This window comes from Emergencia timonensis (assembly GCF_900086585.1).
GTDB classification, from domain to species: domain Bacteria; phylum Bacillota; class Clostridia; order Peptostreptococcales; family Anaerovoracaceae; genus Senimuribacter; species Senimuribacter timonensis.
The window spans coordinates 801,031-813,631 of the sequence record NZ_FLKM01000008.1 but is presented as its reverse complement, the minus strand read 5'-3'; the positions used below and the strand labels follow the sequence as shown (position 1 = coordinate 813,631).

15 protein-coding genes are annotated in these 12,601 nt (G+C 41.1%); 3 read left to right on the top strand and 12 right to left on the bottom strand.

The window, feature by feature from the left end; all coding sequences use genetic code 11:
- Positions 1-48: 48 nt before the first annotated feature.
- The 9 genes from BN6539_RS05100 to BN6539_RS05060 all read right to left on the bottom strand — a co-directional run bounded on the left by BN6539_RS05100 (position 49) and on the right by BN6539_RS05060 (position 8,321).
- Positions 49-816 (bottom strand): hypothetical protein, encoded by a 768-nt coding sequence (locus tag BN6539_RS05100; RefSeq protein WP_067534656.1) that lies wholly within the window; start codon positions 814-816, stop codon positions 49-51.
- 84 nt (positions 817-900) lie between these two features.
- Positions 901-2,187 carry a sensor histidine kinase gene (locus tag BN6539_RS05095; protein ID WP_067534653.1) on the bottom strand — a complete coding sequence of 429 codons (1,287 nt, stop codon included), beginning with the start codon at positions 2,185-2,187 and terminating at the stop codon, positions 901-903.
- Positions 2,187-2,900 carry a LytR/AlgR family response regulator transcription factor gene (locus BN6539_RS05090; protein ID WP_067534650.1) on the bottom strand — a complete coding sequence of 238 codons (714 nt, stop codon included), beginning with the start codon at positions 2,898-2,900 and terminating at the stop codon, positions 2,187-2,189. The genes BN6539_RS05095 and BN6539_RS05090 overlap by 1 nt, the downstream gene beginning before the upstream one ends.
- A 57-nt stretch (positions 2,901-2,957) precedes the next feature.
- Positions 2,958-3,914 (bottom strand): PD-(D/E)XK nuclease family transposase, encoded by a 957-nt coding sequence (locus BN6539_RS05085; RefSeq protein ID WP_067534647.1) that lies wholly within the window; start codon positions 3,912-3,914, stop codon positions 2,958-2,960.
- A gap of 356 nt (positions 3,915-4,270) precedes the next feature.
- Positions 4,271-4,786, bottom strand: coding sequence for a ferritin (locus tag BN6539_RS05080; RefSeq protein WP_067534644.1), 516 nt, complete (start codon positions 4,784-4,786; stop codon positions 4,271-4,273).
- Positions 4,787-4,850: 64 nt separating this feature from the next.
- Positions 4,851-5,513 (bottom strand): TMEM175 family protein, encoded by a 663-nt coding sequence (locus tag BN6539_RS05075; RefSeq protein ID WP_067534641.1) that lies wholly within the window; start codon positions 5,511-5,513, stop codon positions 4,851-4,853.
- Entirely contained in the window at positions 5,503-6,093 is a 591-nt protein-coding gene (locus BN6539_RS05070) for a MarR family winged helix-turn-helix transcriptional regulator (RefSeq protein WP_067534638.1), read from the bottom strand. The genes BN6539_RS05075 and BN6539_RS05070 overlap by 11 nt, the downstream gene beginning before the upstream one ends.
- A gap of 167 nt (positions 6,094-6,260) precedes the next feature.
- Entirely contained in the window at positions 6,261-7,109 is an 849-nt protein-coding gene (locus tag BN6539_RS05065; protein ID WP_067534635.1) for a 3-hydroxybutyryl-CoA dehydrogenase, read from the bottom strand.
- Between the two features lie 111 nt (positions 7,110-7,220).
- Positions 7,221-8,321 (bottom strand): glucose-6-phosphate isomerase, encoded by a 1,101-nt coding sequence (locus tag BN6539_RS05060; protein ID WP_067534632.1) that lies wholly within the window; start codon positions 8,319-8,321, stop codon positions 7,221-7,223.
- A 349-nt stretch (positions 8,322-8,670) separates the two neighbouring features.
- On the opposite strand from BN6539_RS05060, the gene BN6539_RS05055 reads away from it, so the two are divergent.
- Both BN6539_RS05055 and BN6539_RS05050 read left to right on the top strand, forming a co-directional pair.
- The gene (locus BN6539_RS05055) at positions 8,671-9,099 is read left to right on the top strand and encodes a hypothetical protein (protein ID WP_067534629.1); all 429 of its coding nucleotides are present in this window, start codon (positions 8,671-8,673) and stop codon (positions 9,097-9,099) included.
- 720 nt (positions 9,100-9,819) lie between these two features.
- Positions 9,820-10,248 carry a hypothetical protein gene (locus tag BN6539_RS05050; protein WP_067534626.1) on the top strand — a complete coding sequence of 143 codons (429 nt, stop codon included), beginning with the start codon at positions 9,820-9,822 and terminating at the stop codon, positions 10,246-10,248.
- Positions 10,249-10,277: 29 nt separating this feature from the next.
- On the opposite strand, the gene BN6539_RS05045 is transcribed toward BN6539_RS05050, so the two are convergent.
- From BN6539_RS05045 to BN6539_RS05035, 3 genes are read right to left on the bottom strand one after another with little or no spacing between them, the layout of a single operon-like run.
- Complete coding sequence (locus BN6539_RS05045) at positions 10,278-11,000, bottom strand: hypothetical protein (RefSeq protein ID WP_067534623.1); 723 nt, start codon at positions 10,998-11,000, stop codon at positions 10,278-10,280.
- Positions 10,978-11,541, bottom strand: a complete 564-nt coding sequence (locus BN6539_RS05040) for an RNA polymerase sigma factor (protein ID WP_067534621.1) — start codon at positions 11,539-11,541, stop codon at positions 10,978-10,980. Before BN6539_RS05040 ends, BN6539_RS05045 begins: the two co-directional genes overlap by 23 nt.
- Complete coding sequence (locus BN6539_RS05035) at positions 11,538-11,909, bottom strand: helix-turn-helix domain-containing protein (protein ID WP_067534619.1); 372 nt, start codon at positions 11,907-11,909, stop codon at positions 11,538-11,540. The genes BN6539_RS05040 and BN6539_RS05035 overlap by 4 nt, the downstream gene beginning before the upstream one ends.
- 233 nt (positions 11,910-12,142) lie before the next feature.
- Between BN6539_RS05035 and BN6539_RS05030 the strand changes: the two genes are divergently transcribed.
- Complete coding sequence (locus tag BN6539_RS05030; protein ID WP_067534616.1) at positions 12,143-12,535, top strand: helix-turn-helix domain-containing protein; 393 nt, start codon at positions 12,143-12,145, stop codon at positions 12,533-12,535.
- Positions 12,536-12,601: the final 66 nt, after the last annotated feature.

The following is a 12,601-nucleotide window of genomic DNA, read 5'->3' as shown; positions in this document are numbered from 1 at the left end:
TAAAAGAGGGCTTTTTTGTCGAAAGCCCTTCTTTTCGTGCATTTTTATTTATTCTCCAAATATACTGGCAAGCCAATTGTCCACCTTGTCTTCAAAGTCGTCACCCCATTGCTCCATCTTCTGTTCATATTGGTCTTCCAATTCCTCCAAACGATTCTCTACATCTTTAGAAAAATGTTCTGTATTCAGATTGCCCATAAACCCATTGATAAAAGCGTCGCTGATATGAAATATCCACTTATGATCTTCTAGCTTTGCGGATACGGTTACAGCCATGGTTTTATCTCCCTTTGCCGCTTCCAGATACGGCTGCATGCCGTCTTTGTCATCTTCAATGCCAGACAGATCCTTTATCATCTGTTTTAAGCCAGTGTCATCGCTTGCAATCATCTTTTCCATGACGTGAATCATATAATTTCCCGTTACATCTGTCATGTCTGTATTTGTAATGGCAAGATAAACCTTCGCCTTATCTCCATTCCGTTTTACATCTTTAATTTCCCAGCTCAGGTTCTCTGTAATCGTTTCTGCAAATTTTAAATCAGCTTCATACCGTTTTCCTTTTACTAAATCTGTCTGCGAAATCCTGTTAAACACGCGATATTCTTCTGCCGTAGTAAATCCCAGCCAGCTTCTGTCCCTGCTCACTAAATTATCCGTGCAGTCATTAAAGGCCTCTAGGTCCAGTGATTTCAGGGACTGCATCATACTCTCCGCAGCAGCTTCCGGCGATTGATGCCTCATAGCACCCGTCCTCCCGCTGCAACCAGTCAGACACAGGCAGACCATCACTAAGGCAAGTATCCATTTTTTCATGTTGTCGTTCCTCCTATCTATTCTGCTGCCATCATTATATTTCTTGATTTCAGCAGGAACAACAGCCATGACACAAATCGACGGTCAGATTGCAAAAACAGACGGCAGCATCGCCGAAAAAGTGAACCATCCGTTTCTGCATTGTAACGTGCTGGTTCCATTGTATTTCTCTATCACAGAATTTATGTTGTGCAACCCGACCCCATGCCTTTCACGATTCTTTTTCGTTGTCAATACGGTTTTGTCCTTTATCTCAACCGCCTCTTCTACCGGGTTTCGTACGGATAAAATCAATTGTCCTTCTTCTAATATCATCTTGAATTGAATGATTTTGTTATCTTTTAATCTATCGCAGGCCTCGATAGCGTTGTCAAGCAGGTTGACTAGAAGGGTGACAATATCCTCTTCCTCCAGGTTCAGCGAGGATAAGTCTCCTATTTTCATAACCAAAGCGATTCCTTTTTTCTGCGCATACTGATATTTCTGATTCAATACCACATTGACCACATTGTGATTCGTGTTGATCGTGTTCGTATGCTGCTGTAACCCGCCTGTCAGTTTTTTTACATAGCAGAGGGTTTCTTCCGTCTGCCCCTCCTCTAGCAGGCCTTGAATACACAGGAGTTGATTTTTGTAATCGTGCAAATATTTTCGCTGCTGGTCAAAGCTGGTCTGCATGCTCCTATATAGGTTCATCTGACTCAAGTTTCGTTCCTGGCTCAACCGCATTTTCTGCATTTCGGCTTCTTTCTCAAGAAGATTTCCAATAAAATAAATGGCGAGGATATTGATGATACCAAAGCTCACAACAGCTACAACAATTGCATTCCTGTTTATATTGACATCACCCCACAGCATGATTGTGATGGACATGATGACAATCAGGCTGAAAATAGGAAAGTAACCGAAGCGAACCCATTTTGTATCTGCCAATGAGTCCATCCTCCCTTTATATTGATGATGAAATAACACAATCAGACAGAGAAACAGGATATCTGCAATGTCTTCCTGAAAATCAAAGATTAACATCCTTTCCAGAGAAAGCGCATAGACGCAGGCCAGAACCAGGGTGTTGGTAATCCAGAACAGCGCACAAAAAAGCACCGATAGAATCACATTTTGCATGACTCTGATCTTGTAATATATCTGTGTAATAATGCTGATCGCTAAGATCAGCCGCAGCGCTTGAAATATGTATGGCGGCACTTCACTAAAGGAGATGATCATAAAAGCAGACACAAAGGCTGGAATTATCGTTTTTTCAATCCAGCGGTGTTCCCACTTCCGCAGGGGAATAAGTGTTTCGAAGAACAGTTTACAGCTAAAGCTCATCACTACGGAAAGAGCCAGGCATTTGATGACCAATTCCATCACATCGCTCCTTTGTATGCGGCAAAAGCTTCTTTGGCCGCTTGAAACCTGCGCCGCGGAATCGGCAAGCGCTCTCCAGTATCCAGCACCGCTTCATAATTGTTGACTTTGCGAATGTGCTTCAAATTGACAAGATAACTCTTATGAATGCGAAAGAATCCGTACTCTGACAGTTCTTCTTCGATATGATCCAGCTTGTCGTAAATTTCGTACTGGGTAATAGAGACGTCCATATAGTAAAAAACCGCTTTGTGCTTCTTGCTTTCCACATAGAGCAAATTGTCAATATAGATATTCTGTCTGCCCTGCAGAAAGTCAAACCCTACTTGCAGGTGTCTCATCTTTTCTAAAACGGCGTCCATGGATTCTCTGACAGAGATCTCCAACGTATTTTTCATAATATATCGCACCGCATTCACTTTGTACCCTTCCAGTGCATAATCGATAAAAGCGGTCACAAAAATAATATAGGTCGAAGAATAAAAGCGCCTTATCCGCATAGCAGTCTCAATTCCATCCATCTCGTTCATGTTGATATCCAAAAAAACAATATCGTATTTTACAAGATTTTCTTGCTGAGAAATAAAAGACTCACCAGACTGAAACAAGACGAGTTCTGCGTTTAAATTGTGCTCCTGCAAATACGCTTTCAGGAGGTTCTCTATTCTATCTCTATAATATTTCTCATCGTCACAAATAGCAATTTTCAGCATATCTTTTCCCGTCCTACATTTCTATTTGCTTCCCTATTTGTAAGACAGCAAAACAGTCTATAACTTCTCTATGGTTTCTGCCTCTAATCCGGTAAAGGCTTTGATTTCCTCCAGTGGCTTGCCCGCTCTTTTCATCTTTTGGGCAATCTCAATCATGGCGGTCTCATACCCATCTTCTTTCGCATATTTGAGCCATGTAGCATTGTCATGCTCGGCCTTAATCTGACGTTCTAACATTTCTCTGGCTATATCGTCTTCTGTCAATTTCTTGAAAACATATTCAGACATGTTAACAGCCTCCTCTCCTGTTTCCAGCAGTTTGTTCACATAGTCTTCTCTTGTCCCGTCACCGGCAAACCGGATATAGGCGCATAAACACTCCAGTGGTGTCATGTCGGCAGGGTCTTTCTTCCCATCTATCTTTCCCAACTCTAAGAAATGGATTGACAGCTTGTCCGTCAATGTAAAATGCGCTTGTTTCTCCTGCATCAAAAACTCTGTATGCAGACATTGAACCTGCGGAAAAATCACTCCGTCGATAAAAGAAATGACTATGCTTTTCTTCATTTTATCATAGTCTTCTCCTGATGCCAATGACGAATTTACAAGACGCGCACCATAAAATAGCGACCTTTCCGGATATGCCCGTGAGGCGCCTTTTGCCGTCCGTTCAGGGGTTTCGGCAGTGCCAGTCAACGAAGTCTCTGCCGCGGGAATCGCCTTCAGAAAGGGCAGCACATAACGCTGCATTTCCACATCGATCAGTTCCCCAGAATCAGCCTCAGCCTTCACATCCATGATGGTGCTTTTGTCTCCAGGCTTAAATCCCTTTTGGACCGTATTTAAAACGTGAACCTTTACGATTGGATCATCTTTTCGATCCAATATTACGTTGAGCAGCGCGGCTAACGCCCGATTAGATTCTTCTGTATCGGCGCCGTATATCAGATAAAAGACCAAATCGTTTGTCAGACTAAACTGGCTTCTATATGTATTATCAAATAGACTCCCCATTTTCCAGTTCCTCCCTTTTATGTTATCTTCAAGATAACACCTTTGTATGGGGAAGTCAATAGAAGAAAACGTTGAAATTCAAACATTTTCGATGGTATTATCGGCACAGTTTTTGCTAATTGGGGAAAGCGAAACACACACAAAAGTGGCTGGCGCCGCTCCGCTAGGGAACTCTAAGTTTCCTTCGGCGCCTGCTTTAACGGCAGTGCACCCTTCTTAGGGCGGCGAGGGGATTCTTCTCTGCACACCCCACTTTTTAAATCATGGGAAATCGTACAAACGCAATTTCCTATGAATTAAAAAGAGCTGTCCATGCAAATAAGTTATCTGCATAGACAGCTCCATCTCAAAATGTTTTATTCTAATACTAACGACGGGGCGGTATAAACTCTCGCTTTATATTCACTATCCAGAGAATACAGACCTTTTGGATCATGCCCGAATAATTCATATTTGGTAATCATGTCCATTGCAGTCTTTTCTTCCTCACCCTGTTCGTCGACAAACCAGTCGAGAAATTTGACCGTACGATAGTCTTTCGCATCATGTGCCGCGCCATAGATGTTGTTAATCAGTCCTGTAACATAGCGTTCATGCTCCAATCCCTCTTTTAATGGATCGTCAAAATTCTTTAATTCTGCTTTCGGCTGATTGACGGTCTCAAACACGACTTTGTAATCGTTATTCTGCAGATACTGCATTATAAGCAGCGCGTGATCCATCTCTTCCTTAGCCTGAATCTGATACCAGTTCGCATACCCGTCCAGTCCTTTTTCTTTATAGAAATTGGAAAATTCCAAATAAAGATATGCCGAATAAAATTCCTTATTTATCTGTACATTTAGTAAGCTTCCAACTTTTTCGTTTAACATATAATCCCTCCTCAATAGTCTATATTCTTAGAATACCCACTTTTATCAAAAGGTAACTGAAAATTTATCCTACGAGCTTCTGTTTTCGGTGAAAAAACGCTTTTTTAAAACCGCCGCGCCCATCCACCCACAGGTTAAACAGCGACGATATCACTGGCAAAGCGACAAAGAAAACAATGGATACTGCCGGCACGAAAAATGATGCGGCGACGACTGCAATGACAAATAGAAAAAATAGTGAAAATGCAATCCAGCTAAAGTGTCTTCTTAAATTCTGGTTCTGCAGGCGCCTGCGAAATTCGTCAACCCTTTTGTTATCCAACAGGACCGCATTGTGCAGCAGGTGAAAGGTGAGGAATACCGCAGCGAACAGCACATCATAGGCGATGGCGGGCAAAACCCGTCCCGGGTTTTCCATAATCCATTTTGTAAACAGTGGCATGAGCGACAGAAAAAAGAGATGCAGCAGATTTCGCCACAGCACTTTTTCTGAAATATCTCTGCACATTGTAAATAACTGCAGATGTTTGACCCACTGCGCGCCGACTACAATAAAGCTGACAAAAAAGACGGCGATGTTAAACAGAAACGCTGTGAGACTTTCTCTGCTGTAACTGCCGGGCAGGGGAATATTCAGCATCATAATCGTGACAATAATGGCCATGACGCCGTCGCTAAAGGCTTCAATTCTATTTTTTTCAATTCTCATTCTGTTTCTAATCTTCACCGCCTTCCTCTTCCTCATGATTTATGCCATAGCCTAGAGGTCTGCCGTCAGAGGGAAACCCTCCGCGCCCTCTGCGATGGGGCTGTTCATGGGAAAAAGCTTCAAATGCCTTCCGCCTTTCTGCAAAGGCTTCTTTGTTCATAAATCTTTCTTCAAAACACGCGAGGATTCGGGCAAGATATTCGCCAAAAGCTTCCAGCTCCTCTTCGTTCAGGCAATCCAACAAGCCAACCATATCCTGCGGATCTTCCGACATACCCTCAGCCGCCTTCATGCCCTCCGGCGTGATTTTGACGTTGGATACCCGTCGATCCTCTGCGGACGGTTCTCTTATGATGTAACCGTTCCTTTCAAGTTTTGCCAACAGCTCTGCCAAGGCCTGCTTGCTCATATCCAGCAGATAAGTCAGTTCCTTCTGGCTGATTTCCGGTTTCATCTTTAAAATCGAAAGTACCCGGCCCTGCCCCCGGCGCGGATTTTTTGAGCCCCGCATACCTCCGAATTTCTGCATCTGCTGCCTGTGCAGCAAGTGCTGTAATTTTATCAGTCTCTCATAAACAATTTCTTTCGTATTACGCATTTGCCATACCTCCTATATTAACATCAAAATAGTCAACTACTTTACTTTTCTCAGTATATCATCATTTTGCATTTTGTCAAGTACTAGACTTATTTATTCAGAAAAATAAAAAACTGCCTTGCTCGTCACAAGGCAGTTCCAATTGTTTATGTATTCGATAGTCTCTCTTATTTTGAATAATCGTAGAAACCGATGCCGGTCTTTCTTCCCAGCTTGCCGGCTCTTACCATCTTTCTCAGCAGAACGTGTGCTCTGTACTTAGGATCACCGTATTCAGTGTAAAGTACATCCATGATTGCCAGGCAAACGTCAAGTCCGATCAGATCTCCCAGTTCAAGAGGTCCCATTGGGTGGTTAGCACCAAGTTTCATTGCCGTATCGATACCCTTTACATCAGCAACTCCGTCAGCTAAGATTCCAATACCTTCGTTAATCATTGGAATTAAGATTCTGTTTACTACGAATCCTGGAGCTTCTTCAACTTCTACAGGGGTCTTTCCTAACTTCTCAGCTAATTCTACGATGGTAGCCTTAGTTTCTTCTGAAGTAGTCAATCCCTTGATAATTTCAACAAGTTTCATTGCTGGAACTGGGTTAAAGAAGTGCATGCCGATAATTTTGTCAGGTCTGTTTGTAGCGGCAGCGATATCAGTGATGGATAAGGATGAAGTGTTTGTAGCGATGATAGCTTCAGGCTTTACTAACTGGTCAAGTTCAGCAAACAGAGCTTTCTTTGCTTCTGCGTCTTCTGTTGCAGCTTCGATAATCAAGTCAGCGTCTTTTACGATGCTGATATCAGTTGATCCCTGTACTCTGCCCATGATCTCAGCTTTGTCAGCTTCTGTGATCTTTTCTTTCTTGATCATCTTGTCTAAGTTCTTCTCTACTGTAGCAAGACCTTTGTCTACTGAAGTCTGTCTTCTAGCTCTCAGTACAACTTCATAACCATTCTGTGCAAGTACCTGAATGATTCCGGCACCCATTGTGCCCGTTCCTAATACACCAATTTTCTTCATTGTGATAACCTCCTACTATATTGTACGTTGATTTCTTATGAGTAAGTTTTGTTAAAAAATTAACTTATTACCGTTACTTTCATTATAACACAGAATCAAATAATGTAAACCCTAATTATTTAACAAAAATTCTGTAATTCCGTTGGAGAGCTGGGCAAATGCCATAAGCTGTCCCAAATTGTAGGAATCAAGCCGTTCTAAGGAGATCTGTACCCCTGTTTTCTTCTCACTGTTTTCAAAAAAATACTTCCCTGCAGCGGCGTTTAAAAGCAAATTCAGAGAGCCATCTTCATGGCACCCTTCAAAATACGGCATCATGATATCTTCTTGATCTTCCTCTATAATAATCTGCGTATCAAAGGCATCTGCGCTGTCTATTTTGCTGTCCACAGGCATTTTCAGGCTTCTCTTTTGGATACCGTCAAAGAAGTTCTCTTCCCACTTACCAAAGTCTGCAAGCTGATTCTGCCAGATCAAAAAATGCTCTTTTGTCCCGCCGGCGATTCTGTAGGCGGCTCTCGCAATGCCGTAATCTGCCCCGTTTATATCCCACTGCGGTGATGCCAGCATATCGTAGAATCCGTCCAAGTACTCCGAAAGGTCCGCCCCCTTGACCGCCATCGGCAGCAGCGCCGCTGCCGTGTTAGCGCCATAAATTGCAGGCACATTGTCAGGATACGAGATCAGCGGGTAATCGTTTTCAGCCGCATCTTCTGCGATTAACTGACTCCTCTTGCCTGCGACGGCATAGATTCTGTCAATCGCTTTCTCCGAGCCGTATTTTGTAACTAAAAGCTGTTTCAGACATACGAATGCGCCTCTCATAGCCACCGTTTCCAGTTCCGGCGCAACAGAAATGAGCACGAAGTCTTTTTTCTCCAGGTCTGTCATCACTTCTGCATATTCGGCTGGAGAAAAACTATCGCCGAACACGATAACATCTGCACAAGCCTCTCTTTGCTGTATAGCCGACGTGCAGGCTTTGATCATCTTTGCGGTATCGCCTGTGGCAACAATCACCGCCACTTCACATTGGCTGCAGATTTTGCCTGCCGTCTCCTGCAGGCTCTCAACACTGGCGCGGTCCAGCTTGTTCATTGCGTTTTTCAGCCAGGCGACGTTCCATAACATGTCCAAGGCGTCATTGGATTTCGCCTGCAGCGAATCGAGGTCAAGCTTCTCTATGTTAGTTTTGTCTATATTCAAATTCATGTGTTTTCCCTCCCTTATAAAACTATATTAAACTGAAATGGGGATTTTTGCAATATGCGCGCGCTTTTGCACGCGATTTTCTTCTATCAAAAAATCAAACATAGGTATTTTAAAACACTCTATCTCAATAGGATAAAATATCGATTCGATTCAGTTCGCCTATTCAAGCAGTTTCACAGCTTGCCTGGCTCCAGGTTAAGTTCTTTTAAACTAAAATGAGCGTATTTGTAACAGCAAAATTCAGCGCCTATAGGGCACATTGATAAAAGTATATTTTTGTTTTATTCTCATGCTCGGAACGCAATTTAATACGTTATTGCTTTAATAAGAAAAACAAAGGGGAAAGAAAATGAAAAAAAAGACACTGTGTTTACTATTAGTTTTTGTTCTAACAATGGGACTTACCGCGACGCTCAGTTTTGCAGATGATATTGGTAATGGGGATGCCAGTACATATAGCACCGCTGGTGTAGTCTTTGCAACAAAGCGCAACAGTGATACAAAGGCATCTGCTTCGGTCGATGTACAATTTACAGCAAAAGCAGACGATTATGTAGTCGCAATTGTACTACAAAAAAAGACGAGTAGTGGATGGGTGACTGCAACGGATGTTTCTAACAGTGTTCATTATTATAGAGGGAGTAACAAATACAGCATATTAACTTACGATACGTGGACTGTGAAAAAAGGGGTAGTCTATAGAATTAAATGTGTTAGCACAGACAGCTATGACAATGGTCTAAGTTTCACAGATAGAACTTACTCTGATCCGTTTTAAACAGAAATGATAGGGGGGGATTCCCCCTATTTTAATGCATTCATCGTACTTATTAACTCAGTATCCGTTAGTCTCCAATAATGTATATGATTCCTTGTTTGGTTTCACAAACGGCAGTAGTACCCATATCACGTGTAACAACCAGATCACCATAATTATACCTAAGTTTTTTATTATATCGTTTAATCACTTATGCAAAACTATATTAAACTGAAATGCGTTTTTTTACAATATTGCATCTCGTGTTACAATCGCAAATCCATGGCCCCAGACCACTGGTCCAAGATGCATTGTTTGTACAACATCAAACCTTCCCGATTTCTCTGTCAGTATTTCAGCAAAGCGGTTCTGACGCGTCTAATTAAAATAATAGAAAAACATCGACTGGCTTACAGTTAAATTAAACCACAATGATTATTATAAAAACATTCTCTTTTTTTGCAACTACTATCTGTCCAATAAAGGACAGTCATAACGTACTTTCCCTTCATTAAACTGCACATAAAAAATTAAATTAGAAATGGCCGCAAAAACGGCTGCATCCCAGTTGTTACAACCTTTTCAGGTGAAGTTCCTTTAAATCAAAATGACCGTATTTAGAACAGCTCGTTTCAGCGATTTCAGTCCATATTGATAAAAGCGTTTTTTTGCTTTATTCTCTTGCACGGAATGCAATTTCTGTTAGTTATCACTTTAATGAAAGAAATAAAGGAGAAAGAAATGAAAAAAAAGACACTGTGTTTACTATTAGTTCTTGTTCTAACAATGGGTCTCACCGCAACCTTCAGTTTTGCAGATAGTATTGGTAATGGGGATGCCAGTACATATGCAACCGCCTCTGTTGGTTTTGCAACAAAACGTATAAGTGATACAAAAGCAGCGGCCTCTGTTAATGTAGACTTTACAGCTAAAGCAGATAGTTATGTCGTAGCAATCGTATTACAAAAGAAGACAAACTCTGGATGGGTTACCGCTACAGACGTCGCTGGAAGTGCACATTATTACAGAGGAACAAATTCTACTGATGTGGTTACTTATGATACTTGGACGGTAAAAAAAGGCGTTGTTTATAGAATAAAATGCGTAAGCACTGATAGTTATGATTCAGGAATAGAGTACAAAAGAACAAGTTATTCTGAACCGTTTTAAAAAAGGAGATGAAAACCATCTCCTTTTAGTTACTCTAATCTTGCAATGATGGAAATTATATCTTCGTCGGAGACTTCACCTATGATAGTTATAGAAACTTCATTCACTTTACATGATGCAGTCTTTTCTCTACGCTCGGTGATATATATTTCACAATCCTCTTTACCAATTTTTCTGTCATAATTATAGTAAATCTTTTCTTCCTCACCTACAGTTTCTTTAATTTCTAAAGTCTCATTACCGTTTGCAAAATAGTATTTATACTTTTTAATTAATTCATTGTCAACAATGCTCAAAGTCTCAAAATCATATCCGCCTGGTATGTAATTAGGAATTAATAATTGGGGATAACTTTCTTTCGCGGCTATTACACTGTCCCAATTTTTACATAATATTTCTTCAGCGCCAATGTTATCCTCAACATCCTCTCCGTTATTTTTGACTACAACATTATTCCCTTCCTCATTAACCTTGTTATCGTTTTTCCCTGCTGTTGCGACAGCATCATCGTCAAAAGCAAATTTAAAACTGAACGTACCCGCGCAGATTATAATAAAACAGCTTGCTATGGCAAGCACTCGTTTTACTTTGGCCCTGCGTCTCTGACGATCTGCTTCTACCCAGGCCTCCAATTGAGCAAGATCCAGCCTTTCCTTTTTCGACTGGTTTCTCAGCGCTTCTCCAATCCTCTGTTTAATTAACGCATCATAATAGGAATCATCCTGCTTTTCACTGTGCTTCTTTTCCATCATGCTTTCTATAACCCCTTTCCTCAATCATCACTTTCAGCCTTTTAAATGCTCTGCGTTCAATCGTCTTTACTGTATTATACTTCATATCCAGCAAATCCGAAATCTCTTTTAAGTTGAAACCCATTTCAAATCGAAGCTTGATAATATATGGTGCGGGTGGTTTGAGGCTATTGATCATTTCACATAATTCTTCATCTGTTAAACAATTATCCATTGCGCTCCAAACATATTTGTCTTCCTCTGACTCGATGCCTGACTCACCGTAGTAGTCCGGATAAGATATCTCTTTTTCAAAACGAACTCTGTGGGCTTTGCCAAACAGAATCATTTTGCGATACGAAATCCGATATAACCATGCGTTGAGTCTGTCCATATCGTTTAGTTTGTGTATATTGATATATGCTGCCACGAAAATTTCTTGAATTAAATCTTCTCTATAATTTTCTGGGACTCCCAAGTTAGAAACAAAGTCTTTGATTAAAATGTATTTCTCGCACAAAATGTCATGCCGCTTCATCAGCTCTTCTTTTGATAACTTCATCTCTCTTTTAACGCCTCTACATAAAATTTTGCAATCTGCTCCATACACTTTAGTTGTTGCGTATTGCAAATCTTCAGCGGCTCAAGAATTTCTTCCTTTAACCGGTCCCGTTCTACATCCACAGCATTGCCATACCTTTCACCTGCTAAAATATAGTCCGCTGAAACTTCAAGAATCTGTGACAGCATATACAACTTTCTAATCGATATGCCTTTTTCACCATACTCTATATCTGCTATAAACTTACTCGACACACCTAGGTAACCTGCCAGGTCTTCTCTCGTAAAATCCAAAAACTCTCTCTGTTTCCTAATTCTACGGCCCATCTCGATCTGGTCGAGATGCTTTAACTCAAATTCGCGTTTCACTTGATTTCCCCCTAATCGTGTTTGCAATCACTAATAGTTTATGTGTAGTTTAAAGTCTTTTAAATAAACCGCCAGGGGATATTACCATAACTAGGAAGGGAATTTTTGCAAAAAATCGACATTTTTCGAAAAAAAATTACAAAAAGTGAAACTTTTTCGATTTTAAAACGCTCTATATAATATGTGTGGGTTTTGTGTCGAAATAAAAATGGATAAACTAGGAGGATGATGCAGTGAAAATAGAAACGCAGATGCAAGTGGCAAAGAACATGAGATATTTAAGGAACGTCTTCGGATATACACAAACTGAAGTAGCAGACGGGATCCACATGTGTCGAAGTACTTATGCACTTTATGAACTGGGAAGAAAAATCCCAGGCGCGGATACAATTGTAGATTTGGCTGACTTTTACCATGTCAGAGTGGATACGATATTACAGTCGGAGGGCACAAAGCTTCTTACCGATGTAATATTTTCTGACAAATGCAAGGATCAGTCAATCTCACTGGTTGATATATTCTATCAACTCTCGCCCTATGCTCAAGGGTGTTTAATGGAAAGGGCAATGACCTTGCTCGAACAAGAAACCGCTAATGGAATACCAGGTGCTATTCCCGTAGCATAAAGCGCTCATAAATACTACAAATTAATTACCCACACAGGGGAACGGCCACAAGCAGTTGGCCGTTCC

Bases quoted from the DNA above. Each gene is read 5' to 3' on its own strand.
- BN6539_RS05100 (WP_067534656.1), bottom strand. From the start codon at position 816: ATGAAAAAATGGATACTTGCCTTAGTGATGGTCTGCCTGTGTCTGACT.
- BN6539_RS05095 (WP_067534653.1), bottom strand. From the start codon at position 2,187: ATGGAATTGGTCATCAAATGCCTGGCTCTTTCCGTAGTGATGAGCTTT.
- BN6539_RS05090 (WP_067534650.1), bottom strand. From the start codon at position 2,900: ATGCTGAAAATTGCTATTTGTGACGATGAGAAATATTATAGAGATAGA.
- BN6539_RS05085 (WP_067534647.1), bottom strand. From the start codon at position 3,914: ATGGGGAGTCTATTTGATAATACATATAGAAGCCAGTTTAGTCTGACA.
- BN6539_RS05080 (WP_067534644.1), bottom strand. From the start codon at position 4,786: ATGTTAAACGAAAAAGTTGGAAGCTTACTAAATGTACAGATAAATAAG.
- BN6539_RS05070 (WP_067534638.1), bottom strand. From the start codon at position 6,093: ATGCGTAATACGAAAGAAATTGTTTATGAGAGACTGATAAAATTACAG.
- BN6539_RS05065 (WP_067534635.1), bottom strand. From the start codon at position 7,109: ATGAAGAAAATTGGTGTATTAGGAACGGGCACAATGGGTGCCGGAATC.
- BN6539_RS05060 (WP_067534632.1), bottom strand. From the start codon at position 8,321: ATGAATTTGAATATAGACAAAACTAACATAGAGAAGCTTGACCTCGAT.
- BN6539_RS05055 (WP_067534629.1), top strand. From the start codon at position 8,671: ATGAAAAAAAAGACACTGTGTTTACTATTAGTTTTTGTTCTAACAATG.
- BN6539_RS05050 (WP_067534626.1), top strand. From the start codon at position 9,820: ATGAAAAAAAAGACACTGTGTTTACTATTAGTTCTTGTTCTAACAATG.
- BN6539_RS05045 (WP_067534623.1), bottom strand. From the start codon at position 11,000: ATGATGGAAAAGAAGCACAGTGAAAAGCAGGATGATTCCTATTATGAT.
- BN6539_RS05040 (WP_067534621.1), bottom strand. From the start codon at position 11,541: ATGAAGTTATCAAAAGAAGAGCTGATGAAGCGGCATGACATTTTGTGC.